The sequence below is a fragment of the Mycobacterium sp. 94-17 genome, assembly GCF_035617725.1.
In the GTDB taxonomy this organism is placed as follows: domain Bacteria; phylum Actinomycetota; class Actinomycetes; order Mycobacteriales; family Mycobacteriaceae; genus Mycobacterium.
This window is the reverse complement of record NZ_JAPIYN010000016.1, coordinates 19,208-38,604: the sequence shown is the minus strand read 5'-3', so window position 1 is coordinate 38,604 and position 19,397 is coordinate 19,208. Positions and strand designations below refer to the sequence as shown.

The 19,397-nt window shown below is 64.9% G+C and carries 22 protein-coding genes, 1 tRNA gene and 1 pseudogene; 16 read left to right on the top strand and 8 right to left on the bottom strand.

The window, feature by feature from the left end; genetic code table 11:
* The first annotated feature begins 18 nt into the window (after positions 1-18).
* The 4 genes from OQ789_RS18345 to OQ789_RS18330 all read left to right on the top strand — a co-directional run bounded on the left by OQ789_RS18345 (position 19) and on the right by OQ789_RS18330 (position 3,671).
* Positions 19-555 carry a fasciclin domain-containing protein gene (locus tag OQ789_RS18345; RefSeq protein ID WP_420716147.1) on the top strand — a complete coding sequence of 179 codons (537 nt, stop codon included), beginning with the start codon at positions 19-21 and terminating at the stop codon, positions 553-555.
* Between the two features lie 123 nt (positions 556-678).
* The gene (locus OQ789_RS18340; protein WP_324687489.1) at positions 679-2,433 is read left to right on the top strand and encodes a cytochrome c biogenesis protein DipZ; all 1,755 of its coding nucleotides are present in this window, start codon (positions 679-681) and stop codon (positions 2,431-2,433) included.
* A 111-nt stretch (positions 2,434-2,544) separates the two neighbouring features.
* On the top strand, positions 2,545-3,129 hold the full coding sequence (locus tag OQ789_RS18335; protein ID WP_324687488.1) for a fasciclin domain-containing protein: 585 nt from the start codon (positions 2,545-2,547) through the stop codon (positions 3,127-3,129).
* 128 nt (positions 3,130-3,257) lie between these two features.
* Positions 3,258-3,671, top strand: a complete 414-nt coding sequence (locus OQ789_RS18330) for a hypothetical protein (RefSeq protein WP_324687487.1) — start codon at positions 3,258-3,260, stop codon at positions 3,669-3,671.
* On the opposite strand, the gene coaE is transcribed toward OQ789_RS18330, so the two are convergent.
* From coaE to polA, 4 genes and pseudogenes are all read right to left on the bottom strand, one after another.
* A complete protein-coding gene (coaE, locus tag OQ789_RS18325; RefSeq protein WP_324687486.1) occupies positions 3,668-4,891 on the bottom strand; it encodes a dephospho-CoA kinase in 1,224 nt (407 codons plus the stop codon). The genes OQ789_RS18330 and coaE overlap by 4 nt on opposite strands.
* 18 nt (positions 4,892-4,909) lie before the next feature.
* Positions 4,910-6,346, bottom strand: a complete 1,437-nt coding sequence (rpsA, locus tag OQ789_RS18320; protein ID WP_324687485.1) for a 30S ribosomal protein S1 — start codon at positions 6,344-6,346, stop codon at positions 4,910-4,912.
* Between the two features lie 104 nt (positions 6,347-6,450).
* A pseudogene (locus OQ789_RS18315) lies at positions 6,451-7,000 on the bottom strand (carotenoid oxygenase family protein); the annotation flags it as partial.
* Positions 7,001-7,153: 153 nt separating this feature from the next.
* Positions 7,154-9,814: a DNA polymerase I gene (polA, locus tag OQ789_RS18310; RefSeq protein WP_324687570.1), complete on the bottom strand. Its 2,661-nt coding sequence runs from the start codon at positions 9,812-9,814 to the stop codon at positions 7,154-7,156.
* A 164-nt stretch (positions 9,815-9,978) separates the two neighbouring features.
* Here polA and OQ789_RS18305 point away from each other — a divergent pair, with 164 nt between their 5' ends.
* Both OQ789_RS18305 and OQ789_RS18300 read left to right on the top strand, forming a co-directional pair.
* Positions 9,979-10,461, top strand: a complete 483-nt coding sequence (locus tag OQ789_RS18305) for a Zn-ribbon domain-containing OB-fold protein (protein ID WP_324687484.1) — start codon at positions 9,979-9,981, stop codon at positions 10,459-10,461.
* Positions 10,462-10,469: 8 nt separating this feature from the next.
* Complete coding sequence (locus OQ789_RS18300) at positions 10,470-11,672, top strand: lipid-transfer protein (protein ID WP_324687569.1); 1,203 nt, start codon at positions 10,470-10,472, stop codon at positions 11,670-11,672.
* A 90-nt stretch (positions 11,673-11,762) separates the two neighbouring features.
* Here the strand turns inward: OQ789_RS18300 and OQ789_RS18295 are convergent, their stop codons facing one another.
* On the bottom strand, positions 11,763-12,389 hold the full coding sequence (locus OQ789_RS18295; protein WP_324687483.1) for an ANTAR domain-containing response regulator: 627 nt from the start codon (positions 12,387-12,389) through the stop codon (positions 11,763-11,765).
* 91 nt (positions 12,390-12,480) lie between these two features.
* On the opposite strand from OQ789_RS18295, the gene OQ789_RS18290 reads away from it, so the two are divergent.
* A tRNA-Leu gene (locus OQ789_RS18290) sits at positions 12,481-12,557 on the top strand.
* A 12-nt stretch (positions 12,558-12,569) separates the two neighbouring features.
* Here the strand turns inward: OQ789_RS18290 and OQ789_RS18285 are convergent.
* On the bottom strand, positions 12,570-13,844 hold the full coding sequence (locus OQ789_RS18285; RefSeq protein WP_324687482.1) for a site-specific integrase: 1,275 nt from the start codon (positions 13,842-13,844) through the stop codon (positions 12,570-12,572).
* Positions 13,841-14,350, bottom strand: coding sequence for a helix-turn-helix transcriptional regulator (locus OQ789_RS18280; protein WP_324687481.1), 510 nt, complete (start codon positions 14,348-14,350; stop codon positions 13,841-13,843). The genes OQ789_RS18285 and OQ789_RS18280 overlap by 4 nt, the downstream gene beginning before the upstream one ends.
* Positions 14,351-14,409: 59 nt before the next feature.
* Between OQ789_RS18280 and OQ789_RS18275 the strand changes: the two genes are divergently transcribed.
* From OQ789_RS18275 to OQ789_RS18235, 9 genes are all read left to right on the top strand, one after another.
* Positions 14,410-14,664: a hypothetical protein gene (locus OQ789_RS18275; RefSeq protein WP_324687480.1), complete on the top strand. Its 255-nt coding sequence runs from the start codon at positions 14,410-14,412 to the stop codon at positions 14,662-14,664.
* On the top strand, positions 14,661-15,401 hold the full coding sequence (locus tag OQ789_RS18270; RefSeq protein WP_324687479.1) for a DUF2786 domain-containing protein: 741 nt from the start codon (positions 14,661-14,663) through the stop codon (positions 15,399-15,401). The genes OQ789_RS18275 and OQ789_RS18270 overlap by 4 nt, the downstream gene beginning before the upstream one ends.
* Positions 15,394-16,053: a DUF3102 domain-containing protein gene (locus OQ789_RS18265; protein WP_324687478.1), complete on the top strand. Its 660-nt coding sequence runs from the start codon at positions 15,394-15,396 to the stop codon at positions 16,051-16,053. Before OQ789_RS18270 ends, OQ789_RS18265 begins: the two co-directional genes overlap by 8 nt.
* Complete coding sequence (locus OQ789_RS18260) at positions 16,050-16,514, top strand: TIGR04338 family metallohydrolase (RefSeq protein WP_324687477.1); 465 nt, start codon at positions 16,050-16,052, stop codon at positions 16,512-16,514. Before OQ789_RS18265 ends, OQ789_RS18260 begins: the two co-directional genes overlap by 4 nt.
* Positions 16,515-16,538: 24 nt before the next feature.
* Entirely contained in the window at positions 16,539-16,808 is a 270-nt protein-coding gene (locus OQ789_RS18255; protein ID WP_324687476.1) for a hypothetical protein, read from the top strand.
* Positions 16,809-17,070: 262 nt separating this feature from the next.
* Entirely contained in the window at positions 17,071-17,202 is a 132-nt protein-coding gene (locus OQ789_RS18250) for a hypothetical protein (RefSeq protein ID WP_324687475.1), read from the top strand.
* A gap of 16 nt (positions 17,203-17,218) precedes the next feature.
* Positions 17,219-17,869 carry a hypothetical protein gene (locus tag OQ789_RS18245; RefSeq protein ID WP_324687474.1) on the top strand — a complete coding sequence of 217 codons (651 nt, stop codon included), beginning with the start codon at positions 17,219-17,221 and terminating at the stop codon, positions 17,867-17,869.
* Positions 17,866-18,441: a hypothetical protein gene (locus OQ789_RS18240; protein ID WP_324687473.1), complete on the top strand. Its 576-nt coding sequence runs from the start codon at positions 17,866-17,868 to the stop codon at positions 18,439-18,441. The genes OQ789_RS18245 and OQ789_RS18240 overlap by 4 nt, the downstream gene beginning before the upstream one ends.
* A gap of 4 nt (positions 18,442-18,445) precedes the next feature.
* Positions 18,446-18,799: a hypothetical protein gene (locus OQ789_RS18235; RefSeq protein WP_324687472.1), complete on the top strand. Its 354-nt coding sequence runs from the start codon at positions 18,446-18,448 to the stop codon at positions 18,797-18,799.
* A gap of 7 nt (positions 18,800-18,806) precedes the next feature.
* On the opposite strand, the gene OQ789_RS18230 is transcribed toward OQ789_RS18235, so the two are convergent.
* On the bottom strand, positions 18,807-19,388 hold the full coding sequence (locus OQ789_RS18230) for a DUF2510 domain-containing protein (protein WP_324687471.1): 582 nt from the start codon (positions 19,386-19,388) through the stop codon (positions 18,807-18,809).
* Positions 19,389-19,397: the final 9 nt, after the last annotated feature.

Here is a 19,397-nt window from a genome sequence, read left to right as displayed (position 1 = left end):
AACTCGCCGGCCAACAGCATGGCCGGGCCCGCGTCGACGTCGGGCGCCGCCGACCCCGCGGCCGAACTGGTCGGCCCGGGTTGCGCGGACTACGCGAAACAGAACCCCGCCGGTCCGGCCTCGGTAGCGGGGATGGCACAGGATCCGGTCGCTACCGCGGCATCGAATAACCCGATGCTCACCACGTTGACCTCCGCCCTGTCGGGCAAGCTCAACCCGCAGGTCAACCTTGTCGACACCCTCAACAACGGTCAGTACACGGTGTTCGCGCCGACCAACGCGGCATTCGACAAACTTCCCGCGGCGACCCTGGACAAGCTGAAGACGGACGCACCGATGCTCAAAAGCATCCTGACCTATCACGTCGTGCAGGGACAGACGAGCCCAAGCAAGGTCGATGGCGACCATCCGACCCTGCAGGGGGCCAGTGTGAATGTGATGGGTCAGGGCAACGCGCTCAAAGTCAACGACGCGGGCCTGGTGTGCGGAGGGGTGCACACCGCCAACGCGACGGTGTACATGATCGACACCGTGCTGATGCCTCCAGGCCAGTAGGACCTTCGACGCATCAGCCAAAGGCAGCCGGGTCCATTTGCCCGGCTGCCCTTGCGCATTCCCCCGGTGCGGCCGCGCGCGGATCGACGCGATCCAAGATCGGACCGGCTGCGAATAACAGTCATGTTGGCTCTCGCTTTGGTCGGCTTTGTCGGAGGTTTAATCACCGGCGTATCGCCATGCATTCTGCCGGTGCTGCCAGTGATCTTCTTCTCCGGCGCCCAAGATGCCGGCAGTGGTGCAGCCGACCAGGATTCGTCGGGCGATGGTGTCACCGTTAGCGCCGCCCCGAAACGTCCACTGTCGCAACGGCTGCGCCCCTACCGGGTGATCGGCGGCCTGGTACTCAGCTTCAGCCTCGTCACCCTGATCGGATCGACACTGCTGTCGCTGCTCGGACTACCGCAAGACGCCATCCGGTGGATCGCACTGGCGGCATTGGTCGCGATCGGATTGGGCCTGATGTTCCCGAAATTCGAGCAGCTCTTAGAGCGCCCCTTCGCGCGCATCCCGCAGAAGCAATTCGGCAATCGCGGCAACGGATTCGGTGTCGGCCTGGCACTGGGAGCGCTCTATGTTCCGTGCGCGGGGCCCGTACTGGCCGCGATCGTAGTGGCCGGCGCCACCGCCTCGATCGGACCAGGCACGGTGGTGCTGACATGCGCCTTCGCCGTCGGCGCCGCGCTGCCGCTGCTGTTCTTTGCATTGGCGGGCCAACAAATGGCCCAGCGGATAACGGCTTTTCGGCGTCGCCAGCGCGAGATCCGAATCGCCGCAGGGGTAGTCACGTTGGTGCTCGCGGTGGCGCTCGTTTTCAATCTGCCCGCGTTGCTGCAGCAGGCGATTCCCGACTACACCAGCCGACTGCAGGACAAACTCGCCGGGATTCAACGGGTACGGGAAAAGCTCAACCTGGGCGGCATCGTCAACGATCAGAACGCTCAGCTTTCCAACTGCAGCAACGGTGCCACGGAACCGGAAAGCTGCGGTCCGGCGCCCGATCTCAAGGGCATCGCCGACTGGCTGAACACGCCGGGCGACAAACCAGTTGACCTGAAATCGCTACGCGGGAAGGTCGTGCTGATCGACTTCTGGGCATACTCGTGCATCAACTGCCAACGTGCCATCCCCCATGTCGTCGGTTGGTACAACGCCTACCACGACGACAACTTCGAGGTCATCGGGGTGCACACGCCGGAGTATGCGTTCGAAAGAGTGCCCGGCAACGTCGCCAAAGGCGCCGCCGACCTCGGCATCCGGTACCCGATCGCGCTTGACAACGGTTACTCCACGTGGACCAATTTCCGCAATCGATACTGGCCCGCAGAGTATTTGATCGACGCGAACGGCATCGTGCGGCACATCAAATTCGGGGAAGGCGACTACGACGTCACCGAGCGGTTGATCAGGAAACTACTCGGCCGCGCCAACCCTGGTGCATCGCTTCCTCCGCCGGTGGACGCGACCGATACCGCCCCCCGGTACCAAACCACGCCCGAGACTTACTTCGGCGTCGGCAAGGTCGTCAACTACGGCGGTGGCCGCCAATACGACGAAGGCTCAGCATCATTCGACTATCCCCCGACGCTGGCCCCAGACAGCTTCGCATTGCGCGGACCGTGGTCGCTGGACTACCAGGGCGCGACGGCCGACAGTGAGCAGTCCAGCGTCAAACTGAACTACCACGCCAAGCGCGTCTATATGGTCGTCGGCGGCACCGGGACCGTCACCGTGCTGCGTGATGGGCAATCGACGACCGTGCCGATCAGCGGGCCCCCGACGTCACACCAGATCGTCGCGGACGACCATCTTCAAAATGCAACACTCGAGGTGCGGCCCAGCAAAGGGTTGCAAATGTTTTCGTTCACCTACGGGTGATCACCGCCTATTGCGGAAGTGAGCAATCCAACGGTGTCACCGCTCCGAATCTCCGATGCCAGGAGCGAACGGCGCGGCACCGGGCCGCGTGACAACCGTGAGGAGAAACCGATGAAGGTGAACAAGCAATCGCTGGCGGCCACCGGTCTTGCTGCGGCAGCCGTGGTGGGCTTCGCAGTGGCCACTTCCCCCGTGGCCGCAGCGGCTGATCTGGTGGGGCCAGGATGCGCCGACTATGCGAGCGCTCATCCCAACGGTCCGGCTTCGGTGCAGGGGATGTCGCAAGACCCCGTTGCGGTCGCGGCTTCCAACAACCCGATGCTCACGACACTGACCGCCGCGGTATCCGGCAAACTCAACCCTCAGGTCAATCTCGTCGACACCCTCGACAATGGTCAGTACACGGTGTTCGCACCGACCGATGACGCGTTCAACAAGCTGCCGCCGTCGACGATCGACCAGCTCAAAACCGACTCCGCGATGTTGAACAGGATCCTGACCTACCACGTGGTGCAAGGCCAGCTCAGCCCGGCAAATGTGCTGGGAGCCCATAAGACCTTGCAGGGCGCCAACGTGACGGCTAACGGGCAGGGCAACAACCTGACCGTCAACAACGCCGGCGTCGTCTGCGGTGGTGTGCCCACTGCCAACGCGACGGTCTACATGATCGATACCGTTTTGATGCCGCCGGCATAACGGCGCGGGGGCGACACGCAGTGTCCGTGCTGGGCTCTTGGCTCGAATGTGCCCGGGCGATGCTGTCGTGTCGTACCGCGAGCACGGCACCTAGTTCGTCGGTCATGCTGGGCGTACCCTCAGCTGCTATGAGCTGCAAAGGTCCCCGGCTTCTGCCGATCGCCGTGGTGGCGCTCATCGCTGCCGGGGCACAGCTGAATCCGGCAACGGCACGAGCGGATCTGCACAACATCACCTACCGGGCCAGGGTCGACGCTCTGACGACCGGAAGCCAGGCCACGTTCGTGATCAACGGCGGCCAGACGAGCACGACCGGCCTTCCGTCCATGCCCGGCAACGCATTCGAAGCCGACACGGTGCTGCCCGATCCGCAGCAGGCCGGCATGCGCGTCGTGGTGCACTTCCCGTACTCGGCGAATGTGCACTGCGAAATCGACGTCGACGACGCCGTTTTCGTCCAGTCCGACCAGATGGTCAGGCCGGTCGCGGGCAACGCCGACCCGATGAACGGGGCGCTGCAGTGCGGCGCCCCCCTACCCTAGGGCTTCCAGCCCGTCGAGTCGGCCCATTCCCAGGCCCGGCCGTAGGCGTCGTCAAACCACGGCTCCTTGGCCTCCACGTAGGCCGCGGTGTCGGCATCGGCGCCCTCTTCGGAGGCGCGCTTGACGTTCAAGTAGTCGGCGCGGGCATCCGGGTTGGCGATCAGCCAGTCCACGAACAGCAGGGCGAACTGCTGGTTGGGCCAGCCCTCCACGCGGATGTGCACATTGGTGGGTCGGCCGGGGTCCGCCGAGGCGTGAATTCGCTTGGCCCACAACGTCGGATCGTCGTCATGGTCGTATCGTTCGACGGTGCTGCGGCCGCCGTTCTTGGCCACGTCCCCGGTGATGTGCGCGATGCGCGGGTACCCGGCGGACAGCAACGGCTCGACGAGTTCGTCTGCCACGGCCAGTGATTCGACGGTGATCTGGATGTCGATGACGTCCTTGGCCAGAAAGTCGTGGCACCCCGAAAACACAGTCGAGCCGATGTGGTCGACGCGCAGCGCTCGGTGACCGCAGCTGGTCTTAAGGCGGTTGACGATTCGGCGCGCCTGGTCGGTCCAATCCGGGTCGGGCGGCACCAACCGGGCTTGCGCCCGGGCGATCTGGTGCGCGCCCAGGTTGCGCGCGAACGGGACGATGCGGTGGTCCCACACCTCGTGAGCGCGCTGCACCAACTCCTCGGGGGTGCCCGAGTTGTCCAGCCAGATGTCGGCGACCGCGCGGCGCTGCTCGTCGCTGGCCTGCGCCGCGATCCTGGCGCGGGCGTCATCCTCGGTCATGCCGCGCTGGTCGACCAGGCGCCGCAGCCGCACCTCGGCATCGGCGTACACGATGACGACGAGCGGGAACAGCGGCGCCATCCCCGACTCCACCAGCAGCGGAATGTCCTCCACCACAACGGAATCCTCGGGCACCGAGGCGATGATCTCCGAACGGCGATTGCCCACCAGTGGGTGGACAATGCCGTTCAGCGTCTTGCGCGCCTCGTCGTCACGAAACGCCTTGGCGGCCAATGCCGGTCGATCCAGCGAGCCGTCCGCGAGCAGGATGTCGCCGCCGAACGCCTCGACCAGCGCGACCAGGCCTTCGGTGCCGGGCTGCACGACCTCGCGCGCGATCACGTCACCGTCGACGATGACGGCACCGCGCTTGGCGAAGGTGGACGACAGCGCCGACTTGCCGGCGCCGATGCCACCGGTCAAGCCGATCCGCAGCATGGCGTGGTCAGGAACGCGTCACGCGTTGCCGGCGAGTTTCTCCCGCAGAGCGGCCAATTGGGCGTCGCTGGCCAGCGATCCGCCCGCCTTCTCCGGAGGAGCGCCGTTGGCCGGCGACTGCTCGGCGTGCCCGGCGGCCTCGGCGGCGGCGAACTTCTCCATCTGCGCGGTGTGCATCTTGTGCCTGCGCTCGGCCTCGGCGTAGCGGGCTTCCCATTCGTTGCGCTGGGTGTCGAATCCCTCGAGCCATTCGTTGGTCTCGGAGTCGAAGCCCTCGGGGAAGATGTAGTTGCCCTGCTCGTCGTAGCTGTCGGCCATGCCGTACTTGGCGGGGTCGAACTCCTCGGTGTAGTCCTCGTTGGCCTGCTTGAGGCTCAACGAGATCCGGCGACGCTCCAGGTCGATGTCGATGACCTTGACCATCGCGTCGTCGCCGACGGCGACCACCTGGTCGGGCACCTCGACGTGGCGCTCGGCCAGCTCGGAGATGTGGACCAGACCCTCGATGCCCTCCTCGACGCGCACGAACGCGCCGAACGGCACCAGCTTGGTGACCTTGCCGGGCACGATCTGACCGATGGCGTGGGTGCGGGCGAAGTGACGCCACGGGTCTTCCTGAGTCGCCTTGAGCGACAACGAAACCCGCTCGCGGTCCATGTCGACGTCGAGCACTTCGACGGTGACCTCGTCGCCGACCTGGACCACCTCGGACGGGTGGTCGATGTGCTTCCAGGACAGCTCGGACACGTGCACCAGGCCGTCCACCCCGCCGAGGTCGACGAAGGCGCCGAAGTTGACGATGGAAGAGACGACACCCTTGCGGATGGCGCCCTTCTGCAGCTGGTTGAGGAACTCGCTGCGCACCTCGGACTGGGTCTGCTCCAGCCAGGCGCGGCGCGAGAGCACCACGTTGTTCCGGTTCTTGTCCAGCTCGATGATCTTGGCCTCGATCTCCTTGCCGATGTACGGCTGCAGATCGCGCACCCGGCGCATCTCGACCAGCGAGGCGGGCAGGAAGCCGCGCAACCCGATGTCGAGGATCAGGCCACCCTTGACCACCTCGATGACGGTGCCCTTGACGGCCTCGTCCTTCTCCTTGAGCGCCTCGATGGTGCCCCAGGCGCGCTCGTACTGCGCGCGCTTCTTGGACAGGATCAGGCGACCCTCTTTGTCCTCCTTGGTGAGGACCAGGGCTTCGACCTCATCACCGACGGAAACGACCTCATTCGGGTCGACATCGTGCTTGATGGAGAGCTCGCGGGCGGGGATAACCCCTTCGGTCTTGTAGCCGATATCGAGGAGCACCTCGTCCCGGTCCACTTTGACGATGGTGCCTTCGACGATGTCGCCATCGTTGAAGTACTTGATCGTTTTGTCTATTGCGGCGAGAAAGTCCTCGCTCGAGCCAATGTCGTTGACGGCTACTTGCGGCGAGGTGACGGCGGGACTCGGCATGTTGTTGGGTTGCTCCGGACAGGTTTGGTCGTAGGGACAAGAACGGGATTTACCTGTTGAGGCTACTCGACTGTGCGCACGCTGGCCAAACTCGGCCGGCCGCATCACCCGATTCGACGGGCCACCCGGTCGGTGAACGCGCCGTGGTAGCTCATCGGCACGTGAAACGGCAGCCACGCCTCGGCGACGGGACCATCGGCCACGTGGGCCGCGTCGACCACCATCAACCTGCTGCGATGCCGCGATTCGTGGTATCCGACGGTGAGCAGCCAGCCGTCGTCCTCGGCGGTTCCGCCGGGTCGCGGCACGAACGTCGGCTCCACCAGCACCTGCCCGGGCGGGCAATAGGTTTGCACCGCACCGGTGCGCTGATCGACGCGCGCTATTCCTTGCCTGGGGCCCTGCCCGCCGAACTTGGCGGGGTCCTGGACCGTCACGTAGGACACGCCGTGGCGCATGGTGGAGCGACGCTGGTCGATCTGCGGAAAACTCGCACCCGAAGTCGGCCAGCGCCTCGCTGCCCACCCGCCCCGACGGCGTGATCCGGAATCGGGTCAGCCGCACCGCGTCGTCGATCGCCCCGTAGTCGTCGACCTGCGCGATGTCCGAGCGGATGTGGGCCGAGTACGTCTTCATGCCGGCATAGGTCGTGGGGCCCTTGGCCCGGATCGCCCGCTCGGCGGCATCCAGCAGCGCCGTACGCCGCTCGCCGGGATCCACCCGCGAGCCGGCCGGACGACCACGGCGGCGCGGTTGCGGGGGCATCGGACGGGAGCCCTCAGTGCGCCGCACCGTCCGATCGCCGCGCTAATGCGCGGCGGAATCCCATGAGCGGCCGTAACCCACGGACACCTCCAGCGGGACATCGAGCGGGTAGGCGCCGCCCATCTTGTCGCGCACCAGCTTTTCCAACTGGTCGCCCTCGCCCGAAGCGACCTCGAACAGCAGCTCGTCGTGCACCTGCAGCAACATCCGCGAGGCGAGCCCGGCGTCGGCGATCGCCCTGTCGACCTCGAGCATCGCCACCTTGATGATGTCGGCCGCGCTGCCCTGAATCGGCGCGTTGAGCGCCGCCCGCTCGGCGGCCTCGCGGACGTTGCGGTTGCTGCTGTCCAGCTCGGGCAGGTAGCGCCGCCGGCCGAACACCGTGGAGGTGTAGCCGTCTTTGCGGGCCTGCTCGACGACGTTGTGTAGGTAATCGCGGATGCCGCCGAACCTGGCGAAATACTGGTCCATCTGCTCTTTGGCTTCTTCGGTGGAGATCTTGAGCTGGGCGGACAGCCCGTAGGCGCTCAGGCCGTAGGCCAGGCCGTAGGACATCGCCTTGACCCGGCGGCGCAGCTCGGCGGTGACCTCGTCGATCGGCACGCCGAATGCCCGCGCGGCGACGAACGAGTGCAGGTCCTCCCCGGTGTTGAACGCCTCGATGAGGCCTTCGTCCTTGGACAGGTGGGCCATGATCCGCATCTCGATCTGGCTGTAGTCGGCCGTCATCAGCTCGCCGTAGCCGTCGCCCACGACGAACGCATCGCGAATCCGCCTGCCCGCCTCGGTGCGGATCGGAATGTTCTGCAGATTCGGCTCGGTCGACGACAATCTGCCCGTCGCGGCGATGGTCTGATTGAACGTGGTGTGGATGCGCCCGTCCGAGGCCACCGAGTTCAGTAGCCCGTCGACGGTGACCTTGAGCCGGGTGGCGTCGCGGTGGGCCAGCAGGTGCTGCAGGAACGGGTGGCCGGTCTTGTCGAACAGCGATTGCAGGGCATCCGCGTCGGTGGTGTAGCCGGTCTTGGTGCGCTTGGTCTTCGGCATCTCCAGCTCGTCGAACAGCACCGCCTGCAACTGCTTTGGCGAGCCCAGGTTGATCTGCTTGCCGATCACCGCATACGCCGCCTCGGCCGCGTCGCGGATCTGGTGGGCGAAGTCGCTTTGCAGCTCGTTGAGCAGATCCAAATCGACTGCGATGCCGGCGTTTTCCATCCTCGCCAGCACCGCCTGCACCGGCAGCTCCATGCCGCTCAGCAACGACGTGGAGTTGATCCGGGCCAATTCCTCGTCGAGCGCGTCGGCCAGATCCAGCACCGCCACGGCGCGCAGGATCAGCGTCTGCACCGCCTGGTCGTCGGTGCCGTCGGCATCATCGAGAAGCGAAAGTTGTTGCTGCTCAGGGTTTTCGGCGCGCAATTCGCGGCGCAGGTAGCGCAGCGAAAGGTCGTCGAGGGAGAAGCTGCGCTGCCCGGGCCGCACCAGGTAGGCCGCCAGCGCGGTGTCAGACGTGACGCCCGCCAGCGTCCAGCCCCGCCCCGCCAGGTCGTGCATCGCCAGCTTGGCTTCGTGCAGCGCCTTGGGCGGACCCGGGTCGGCCAGCCACGACGCCAGCGCGGCTTCGTCTTCGGGATCCAGCGTCGCGGTGTCGATGTAGCGGCCCTCGCCGTCGGAGGAGACGATGGCCAGCGCGGTCGCGTCCGCGTCGTAGGCCAGGTGGGTACCGACGACGGACAGGCCGAATCGCTTTCCCGAGCTGTGTTCGGCCAGCCACACGGCCAGCTCGCCGGGTTCCAGCGCGCCCCCGCGCACGTCGAAGCCCTCGTCGACCTCGGGCTCCACCGCAGCCAGGGTCTCGAACAGCCGGTCGCGCAGCACCCGGAACTCCAGGTCGTCGAAGAGCCGGTGAATCTGGTCGCGATCCCACGGCTGCAGCCGCAACGTGTCCGGGGTGTGGACCAGGGGCACGTCTTTGACCAGATCGGTCAGTTCGCGGTTACGGATCACGCCGGCCAGATGTTCACGCAGCGCGTCGCCGACCTTGCCGCGCACCGAGTCGACGTTGTCCACCAGGGCCTGCAGCGACCCGTATTCGCCGATCCACTTGGACGCGGTCTTCTCCCCCACGCCGGGAATGCCGGGCAGGTTGTCGCTGGGATCGCCACGCAGGGCGGCGAAGTCGGGGTACTGCTTGGGCGTCAGCCCGTACTTCTCGACGACGGCATCCGGGGTGAACCGGGTCAACTCGCTGACCCCTTTGCGCGGATACAGCACCGTCACGTTGTCGCTGACCAACTGCAACGCGTCGCGGTCGCCGGTGACCACCAGCACCCGGTAGCCCTCGTTTTCGGCCTGCGTGGCCAGGGTCGCGATCAGGTCGTCGGCCTCGAACCCCTCCTCGGCGAGCACGGTGATGCCCAACGCCGCGAGGACTTCCTTGGTGATGTCGATCTGGCCGCGGAACTCGTCGGGCGTCGCCGACCGGTTGGCCTTGTACTCCGGGTAACGCTCGGAACGAAACGTCTGCCGCGACACGTCGAAGGCCGCGGCGATGTGGGTGGGGCCTTCGTCGCGCAGCAGGTTGATCAGCATGGCGGTGAACCCGTAGACCGCGTTGGTGGTGAGCCCGCCGCGGGTTTTGAAGTTTTCGGCGGGCAGCGCGTAGAACGCCCGAAACGCCAGGGAGTTGCCGTCCAGCAGCATCAGCGTCGGCAGGGCGTGTTCCTCGCTGGCCTTCGTGGTGGATTTCGTGGCGGGCACGGATCTCACTCTAGGCACCCGGTCCGACGAGTCACGCGGCCCGACCGTGGCGCCCGCAGAACTGCAACACGTTTCAGTTTTGGGTGGGGGCTGGGTAGTCTGACCGGGTGCCAGAGGTCACCAGTCAAGAACCCGCGATCGACGGGTGGTTCGCCACCGATGACGCCGGAAACCCGCATCTGATCGGCGCCAAGTGCCCGCAGTGCGGCACCTATGTGTTCCCGCCCCGGGAGAACAACTGCCCCAACCCGGCCTGTGACAGCGACACGCTGGAGTCCGTCGGGCTGTCGACCCGGGGCAGGCTGTGGAGCTACACCGAGAACCGGTACCCGCCACCCGCGCCCTACCCCGCGCCGGAGGACTTCGAGCCATTCGCGATCGCCGCGGTCGAGCTGGCCTCCGAGGGGTTGATCGTGCTCGGCAAGGTCGTCGAGGGCACGCTCGCGGCCGACCTGAAGGTCGGCATGGAGATGGAGCTGGCCACGATGCCGTTGTTCGTCGACGACGACGGCGTGCAGCGCATCGTCTACGCGTGGAGGCGCGCCGGCGACGATACAGAGCGAAGCGATCAAGAGGAGCGGCGCAAATGACGAGCGTCATGAGCACACCCGAACCGCTCTACATCCTCGGCGCCGGCATGCACCCCTGGGGCAAATGGGGCCGCGACTTCACCGAATACGGTGTGGTCGCCGCGCGCGCCGCGCTGGCCGAGGCGGGACTGGACTGGCGGCAGATCCAGTTGGTCGCCGGGGCCGACACCATCCGCAACGGCTACCCGGGCTTTATCGCCGGGTCGACGTTCGCCCAGAAGCTCGGCTGGAACGGCGTTCCGGTGTCGTCGTCGTATGCCGCCTGCGCCAGCGGCTCACAGGCGCTGCAGAGCGCGCGCGCCCACATCCTGGCCGGCTTCTGCGACGTCGCGCTGGTGATCGGCGCCGACACCACACCGAAGGGCGCGTTCGCGCCGGTCGGCGGCGAGCGCAAGAACGACCCGGACTGGCAGCGCTTCCACCTCATCGGCGCGATGAACCCGGTGTACTTCGCACTGCTCGCCCGTCGCCGGATGGACCTGTACGGCGCGACGTCCGACGACTTCGCCCGCGTGAAGGTGAAGAACTCCCAGCACGGCCTGCAGAACCCGAATGCCCGCTACCGCAAGGAATCCTCGGTAGAAGATGTGCTGGCCAGCCCGGTGGTCTCCGACCCGCTGCGCCAGCTCGACATCTGCGCCACCTCCGACGGCGCCGCCGCGCTGATCGTGGCCAGCGCCGAATTCGCCCGCAAGCATCTGGGGTCGTTGGATGGCGTGCCGTCGGTGCGCGCGGTCAGCACGGTCACGCCGCGATACCCGCAGCATCTGCCCGAACTGCCGGATATCGCAACGGATTCCACCGCCGCCGTGGCTGCGCCCGAGCGGGTGTTCAAGGACCAGATCCTCGACGCGGCCTACGCCGAGGCGGGAATCGGGCCCGAGGACGTCAGCCTGGCCGAGGTCTACGACCTGTCCACCGCTTTAGAGCTCGACTGGTACGAGCACCTGGGCCTGTGCGCCAAGGGCGAGGCCGAGGCGTTGCTGCGGTCCGGCGCGACGGCTTTAGGGGGCCGCGTTCCGGTGAACCCGTCGGGCGGGCTGGCGTGCTTCGGCGAGGCCATTCCCGCCCAGGCGATCGCCCAGGTCTGCGAGCTGACCTGGCAGCTGCGTGGCCAGGCCACCGGCCGGCAGGTCGAGAACGCCACGGTCGGCGTCACCGCCAACCAGGGCCTGTTCGGGCACGGCTCGTCGGTGATCGTCGCCCGCTAGCTCTCCGCCCAACTTCGAGCCGAAATTGCGGTCAGGGCTGTGAGATGCGGCTCAGCGACGACCATGGCGGCAATGTCGGCGACGAACCGGCTACTCGGCCTCGCTCTTTGACGCGTCCCCCAGGGTCTCCAGGACGACTTCGGCCACCCGCTTCATCGTGGTCCTGCGGTCCATCGCGGCCCGTTGAATCCACTTGAACGCCTCGGGCTCGGTCATGCCCTGTTCGCTCTGCAGCAGCCCTTTCGCGCGCTCCACCAGCTTGCGGGTCTCCAGCCGATCCGACAGCGAGGCCACCTCGCGTTCCAGCTCGGCGATCTCACCGAAGCGGCTGACGGCCAGTTCGATGGCCGGGATGAGGTCGCTGATGGTGAACGGCTTCACCAGGTAGGCCATCGCGCCGGCGTCGCGCGCGCGCTCCACCAAGTCGCGTTGACTGAAGGCGGTCAACACCACGATCGGGGCGATGCGCTTGCTGGCGATCTCCGAGGCCGCGTCGATGCCGTCGCGGCGCGGCATCTTCACATCCATGATCACCAGATCCGGTTGATGGCGCTCGGCCAGTTCGACGGCTTCCTGGCCGTCGCCCGCCTCCCCGACGATCTCGTAACCCTCCTCTCGGAGCATCTCGGCGAGATCCATTCGGATGAGCGCTTCGTCTTCAGCGATCAGGACCCGGCGCGGCACAGCGGCGTCGGCGTCGGTCGTGGGGCCTGTCATGACGGATATTGTGTCGTGAACCCCGCAGACCAGCGACCTCGGGGGCGGTGAGACAGGTAGGCATTCCTCATCCTTTAAGGTAGGAGGCCGCGCCCTCGTATCCCAACTGGCAGAGGAAACGGATTCAAAACCCGTCCAGTGTGAGTTCGAATCTCACCGAGGGCACCAGGAAACCCCAGCTCAGGAGGTTTTTCCGACAGGCGGCACCACGCGGAGAGACCGGCCAGTCCGCAGTTGGTCCGCAGCAGCGTCAAAGGCGTCCGCGATCCGGCCCAGGTCGTCGGGATACAAGTGCCCGTACCGGTCCAAAGTCAGGGTCGCCGTCTTGTGCCCCAGCAAGGTTTGCAGCACCTTCACGTTGGCCCCAGCGCTGATCGCCAGCGACGCGCAGGTGTGCCGAAGATCATGCGGCGTGATGACTGGGAACTCCGGTGTTTCGGCTTCGCCGCTTTCCTCGATCTCTTTCTGGCGCTCCGCTTCGACAGCGCCCGTGACGGTGCGCACGGCCGCGTCGAATCCCCAGCGGAACTCGCCGGGCGTCATGTAGCCGTCGCGACGAGACGGGAACACCAGATCTCTACTGCCGCGGCCCTTGATCTCGGTGGCCAACAACGGGACGAGGAACTTGGGGATTGGCACCGAGCGGGAGGTGTGGTTCTTCGTCTCCCCCAGCACCAGGCCGGTCTCCCGCACATAGGTCACCGATCGGCTGACCCGTATCCGGCGGGTCTTGAGGTTAATGTCGAACGCCTGCAGGGCGGTGGCCTCACCGAACCGCAGACCGCAATACCCCAGCACAAGCACCAGCGTCCGGAACTTCCCCGCGGCGACCGCGAACAGGTGCAACTGCTCGTGGCTCAGGTAGCGCTGCTCGATCTTCGGCTTGTTCGGCAGTTCGATCTCCGCGGCGGGATTCACCGACAGGTGCTTGGCCTTGATCGCGAATTTGAACACCGCGCCCATCAATTGGTGGGCCTGCACGACCCGGGACGGGGACAGTCCTTTGCCTTCAAACCGGGACGACCCGTTGACCGACAGGCTGCTGATCCACACCTGGAGGTCTTCGAACTGGATGTCGCGCAGCGCCGTGTTCTCCCACCGAGGCAGCACGACGGTGTCCAGAATCGACCGGTAGCCGGCCACGGTCTTGGGGGCGCGATGGCTTTTGGTGCTGAACCATTTCTCGGCGATCACACCGAACGTGACCGCCGACAGTTTCGGGTCGGTCCATGTCCCGGTCATGTGGCCCGTGGTCTCATCATCGAGCCACGCCTGCGCGTCGCTCTTACGGCCGAAGCTCTTGGTGCGCTCGATGCCCCGACTATCGACGTAGCGCGCCATCCACCGCAGCCCTTTGCCGTCGCGCGCGGAAGGCACAGTGCGTTTGGTGCCGTCGGCCTCGATGATGGTTTTCCGCCAACGGTCCTCGACCCCGGCACGACGATTACGTTTCACCTTCGACTCCTGTTCAACATTTCCTGTGTGATGTGGATCGAGGGCAGTGCGTCTGCCAACTCGACGGTGTCGGCCGCTAAAGCGAGGGCTTCGCGGGCGCTTTCGCTGGCCTCTACCAGGTCGGCGTAGCGACCCTCAGTGTCGGCGTCGGCGAGGGTTTCGGCGGCCTCGCGCAGCGCGCGCTCAAGTGACCTCAGCGATATCCCGGTGTATTCAACGGTTTCCGCGAGGCCCATCACCGCGTCCAGCAGATCCGCCTTCGGCCGGGCGCGCTTGCCTAGCAGCGCATCCACACTCACCCCGTACAGATCGGCCAAGACGCCGGCCTCGACAGCCCGCACGCTGCGTTCGCCCTTCTCGATGCGGTACACCTGCGCGCCGGTCATACCCTTTAACCCGTTGGCGCTCAGCTGTTCTGCCAACTGGACCTGAGTCCAGCCGTTACGCTCCCTGTACCGCTTCAGCCGATCACCAAAAGCGTGGTCTCCCCACTTATCACTACCCATAAACGTCGATTCTACGGAATTCGCTTGACCATCGCAACCAGTGCAGCCACAATTGCCGTGTGCCTAAAATCGTATATTCAGCGGAATCCGCTACGCCGCCCGACGAGGCGCAACTGAAGCGCCAACGCCTCGAAGCGGCCGACTTCTGGGACGCGGACGACCTACAATTCATCACCGGCATCTCCGCCCCAACATGGCGCTACTGGGCGCAAAACGGCGACGGGCCAACAAGTTTCAAGATCGGCAGGCGGCGCGTGTGGCGTCGGACAGTAGCCGAGGAATGGCTGCGCGAACAAGAACGGGCCGGCGCATGACCACTGTTGTTGATCCCGCCGCTACGCGAAACGACCGCCGCCAAGAGCTACTCACTACGTTGAAGAAACTTCAGGCCAAAGCCGACGATGCTGAACTCGGTGACCGGCCAGCCGAAGCCAACGCGTACCACGAGAAAATCGCACAGCTGATGGCAAAGTACGGCGTCTCTGAAGCGATGCTCCGTTCCCACGGCGGCGACAGCAAGATCAACGCGAACGCCAAGTCGGTGACCGTACACCTCGTAGGCAGCTACCTGCCGATGCAAGCCCACCTCCTAGGTCAGCTCTGTCACGCGATGCAGTGCTCATCGGTGCGGTGGCCGCAACGGGACAGAAAAATCAAGATGCAGTTGTACGGCATGGAGGACCACCTGAGGCGTATCCGCGACATGTGGGACTTGCTGATGCCGCAGGCCGATCGCGGAATCACCAACGCGCACCCAGGATTCGGGGCCAAGCCGTCTGAGGTTGCAACGCACCGCCGGAACTGGATCGACGGGTTCGGCGACGCAGTCTATTCACGCATCCAGAACGCTGAGAACACGGCGGCGCAAACCGCTGGGGCGGTGGAGTTGTACAAGTCCGACCGTGAGCGCGCCGAAATTGCGATGTACGCCGAGCATCCACGCGTCAAGGCACCCAAAGCCAGTGATCGCCAACACGACCCGTTCGGATATGAGCAGGGTTGGTCGGACGGGCAGTCCGCTCGATTGAACAAGGAAATCGACTGTGGCTAACTGGGAAGCGCAGTGGGATGGCTTCGATGATGACGAGCCGGACACCACCACCGCCAACGCAAAACGGGAGGCCAGCGCAGCGCTCGTCAAGGTGTCAGTGACCGACTTCTTCGACGGAGCGGACCTGGCGGAGTTGTCGAACTACGCGGATAAATGGCACGACCAAGCGGTAAACGGCGTGTTAGAAGCAGCGTGGCATTCCGGCAAGGCGCTGCTCTCCGCGCAGCGCAAGTTGAATCACGGCGAGTGGATCCCGTGGGTGACCAACAACTTCAAGGGCTCACGATCAACAGCGGCCGATTACATGCGAATCGCCTCCAACGCGGACACCCCGGCCGATGTAGTGAGCCTCACTACATCTGAAGACGGCACCCCGATGGAGCGACCCTCCATCAACGCCGTGTTGAAAGCCATCGCCAAACGCGACACCAAAAAGCGCGGTACCCCGAAATCCAGCACCATCTTCAACCGCTGGCTGAAGAAGTTGGACGCAGTGGCCACCGCAGCGCCGAACATTTATGTCGGACATTTGACCACGTCGTCGGCCAACGATGTCGCATCCGACTTGCGGCGCTGGATAGATGCGCTTGAAGACCTGTACGACACTATCTCCGCCATCGCCGACGCCGAGGCCGACGAGGAGCAAGCGTGAGCCGGGACTTCCAGCGCGCCAGGGTCTACAGGGCGGAGCACTGTTTCACCGCCCTGCTTGACGAGTCCGTCGAGAACCCTCAGATCTTCATGGCCGGCAGCACACTGGTGTTGCCCCCAGAAGCCAAGTTCTCGACACCGGCAACGGTGCAAGCCTACGTGGACCGGGTATCGAATCACCCCACCGTCGTAGACCGGTACGGGTCTTCCAGAGTCACCGTGAGGAAACGCAACGGGGTGTCTCGCGCCCACTACCAACTGGGCGAGATCGCTGTCCCCGACGCTAAATGGGCACTGCGGGAGACCGTGATTCTGCACGAGTTGGCGCACCACTTCAGCAGGGACGGTCATGGTCCCCAATTCGTCGGCGCGTTCTTGGACCTGATCGACGCTGCAATGGGTGTCCAGGCGCAGTTAGTCCTGCGAATTCTGTTCGGTGAAAGTGGCGTCTGTGCCTACTGATTCAGCAACAAGGAAAGGAATGAAATGAGTCAAGACAAGCCGTGGCTGCCTGAGCGGCTGGTACCGAGACCCGACACCCAGATTGAGGCCATGGAGACTGACCCAGAAGAGGCGGCGCGGGACGCCCTGGACAACCTTGCCATGGAAGTCGCGTCAGACGTGACGGAGGCTGCGCAGAACCTCGACTTTGTGGGCCACACCGACCTCGCAACCCGGCTGGTCAGCGCCCACGCCGAGCTGATAGCGGCGATTAAAGCTGCACGCGACGAACTTGGGGTGAGCCCCTATGTCTAGAACACCGAACTCCCGGCACCCAGCCAGAGAACCAAGAAAGGAAATGATGACCAACCCAACTGATTTCGAAGCCAATGCAATGACAAATGACACCGCAGAGTATCACGCAGCGGAGGACGATCTATTCAAATTGCTGCACGTTAACCCAAACCGCGTCAGTCACCTCTCGACCGACTCCATCTACAAAGCGGCTCGACGATATGTCGCTGCCGTAGACGCGATCTGCGAGACGTGATCGGCGGGTGGAACAGCGAGCCTAACGATGACTGATCTCCCTGAGCCGGTGCGCGAGCAGCGGGAGTACCACCCCACCGAGATCACCACCGCCGACTGGGCTTTCGACACCTGGTGGCACGAGCGGATCCGACAAGACGGAGAACCCGATTATGAATAAGCATGCAGTGAGAGAGGTGAATTCGGCACCGGCAGAGAACCAGGTGACCATGACAATGCCGCAGTTAAAGGAACGCGGCTGGACACAGGCGATGGTTCGCGACCTGCTCGGTGACCCCGACCAGTTGCGGCCTAACCCCCGGTATCGCAGTGCCGCACCGATGCGGCTCTACTCAGCCGACCGTGTCACCGCCGTCGAAGCGGGCGAGGATTTCACCATACGGGTGATGGCCAGCAAGAAACGGTCAGCAGCAGCAGCCGCCGCCGCCGACAAACGGCGGGAAGAACTCCTCGATGCGGTCAGCGAGATTACCATCACCGTTCCCGAATTGGGTGAGGATGAACTCGCCCGCAAGGCGATCAAGCACCGCAACGACGTCATGCAATTCCACTCCAGCGGTGATCTCCGCGAGGAATTCGCGTGGGCCGATCCCAACAAACCGTCAAGCGTCGAGGCAGGGACATTGGCCCGCTGGAAGGTGAACTACCTGCGGCACGTCTGCACCATCTACGACGCCGCTTTGGAAGATTTGTACGGCCGGGTTGGGCGAGACGCGGCAACCGACGTCATCCGTGACCGGGTTTATGACGTCATCGCAGCTTCCTACCCAGCACTGGCGGATGAGGCCCGCCGACAGTCAGCAGAACGGAAGAAATACCGATTATGAGTAGTAAGAACAGGTTTCGCCGCCAGCATGCGAGAAACGCTGGCCGGCACATGACCACCGCAAACACCACGACAGGCAAACCTAGCCCGCTTGTCTCTTCGGTTGTCGACAAGCTGATGCTCAAAACGCCGCCGGACACGACCACCATGAATCAATGCGAGATCTGGTGCTGCGGCAGGGAAATCCCGCCCGGCGACACGTTCCTCATCTCGTACCGAACCGGCCGCACATACTGCGCAGATCACGTCGACCCCGACGAAGGCGACGACGGCTGCCTCGTCGACATGAACACAATCCGTCACCGCCATCGCCTCATCGCGACCCGGCAGATCGCTGCCATCGCAGTGCGGTCCACCTCGCGGCGCGATGGAGGCCTAATCGTCCGAGAGGCTGACCCCGACAGCCTCTGGCTTATGCTCACCATCACCAACGGCAGCACCGTGGATATTCGCGGCGGCATCTGCGTGGCTGATGCCAAACGCGACGAATGGCGGCACAGTCACCACCCGGGATGCTGGTTGGTGCCGCAGTCCGCGCTGAACGCATTCGACGATGTTTTCCTGCGGAACTAAGCCCATGAAGATCGCCATCGAAATCGCCTTGCCCGCCGAACATCAGAACGTCGCTGGGGTGATGGAACACCGCGCGAAGTTGGCCGCGGCGGCAACCGAATTGGGGTGGGAGCCTGCCCACCTCACCGACACGGTAGTCCAGTTGGTCGGCGGCGTACCCGTCGCTGTGGCACTCACCCGGGAGAAGCGACCCATCGCCACCGCACTGTTCTGGAACCTAGACGCCGACCACAACACCATCCACGAGGCCCTGGCCGCAATCTGCCGGACCTTCGACGTCGTCTACGCCACCGTGGACGGGGTGTACGTCGCAGCACCCGCCGAAGCCTACGGCCTAGCAGGCTGCCTCACCGACTAACACGTGATTAGTGAGGACTTTGAACGCAATTCGGGTTGAAAATCTTATCTGGGTCAGTGCAGTCGCCTGTCACCGTAGGCGGGCTCGGCGCTTCCGTCGTCTTCTGAGCACGGAGGCCGTCCACGCAGCCCTGCATCCAGTCGGGCCACTGCTTGTTGGTCAACTGGTCCCAGACACGCGTCCTGCGTCCCTCCGCCCCGCAGCTGTACTCTTCGAGCGTGGTGGGGCTCATGTGCTCATTTCCCCACTCGTAACCCTGGTTGTAGGCGGCGCTGTGGCCGCCCGAAGGCGCGTGCCCGCCAGTTGGCGCTGGCGGGCCGGACGGCCCGGCGTTGCCGATCATCGCGACGATCACGATGGCAACCAGCCCCACCCCTGCGGTGAGAATGATCTTGGCTTTGCGTGACAATCCTGACCAGAAGCTGCGACCCTTTTCCCAGGCGGGTCGAGCCGTGTTCTCGGGGCCGGGCGCGGCGGCGGGTGCAGGGTTGTCTGTCCGCCATCGCTGACCATCCCAATACATCTGGCCAGACTTGCCGCTCGGATCTGGATACCAGCCTGCGGGTGGCTGGGGCATCTCATTTGCCATTGCTAACCC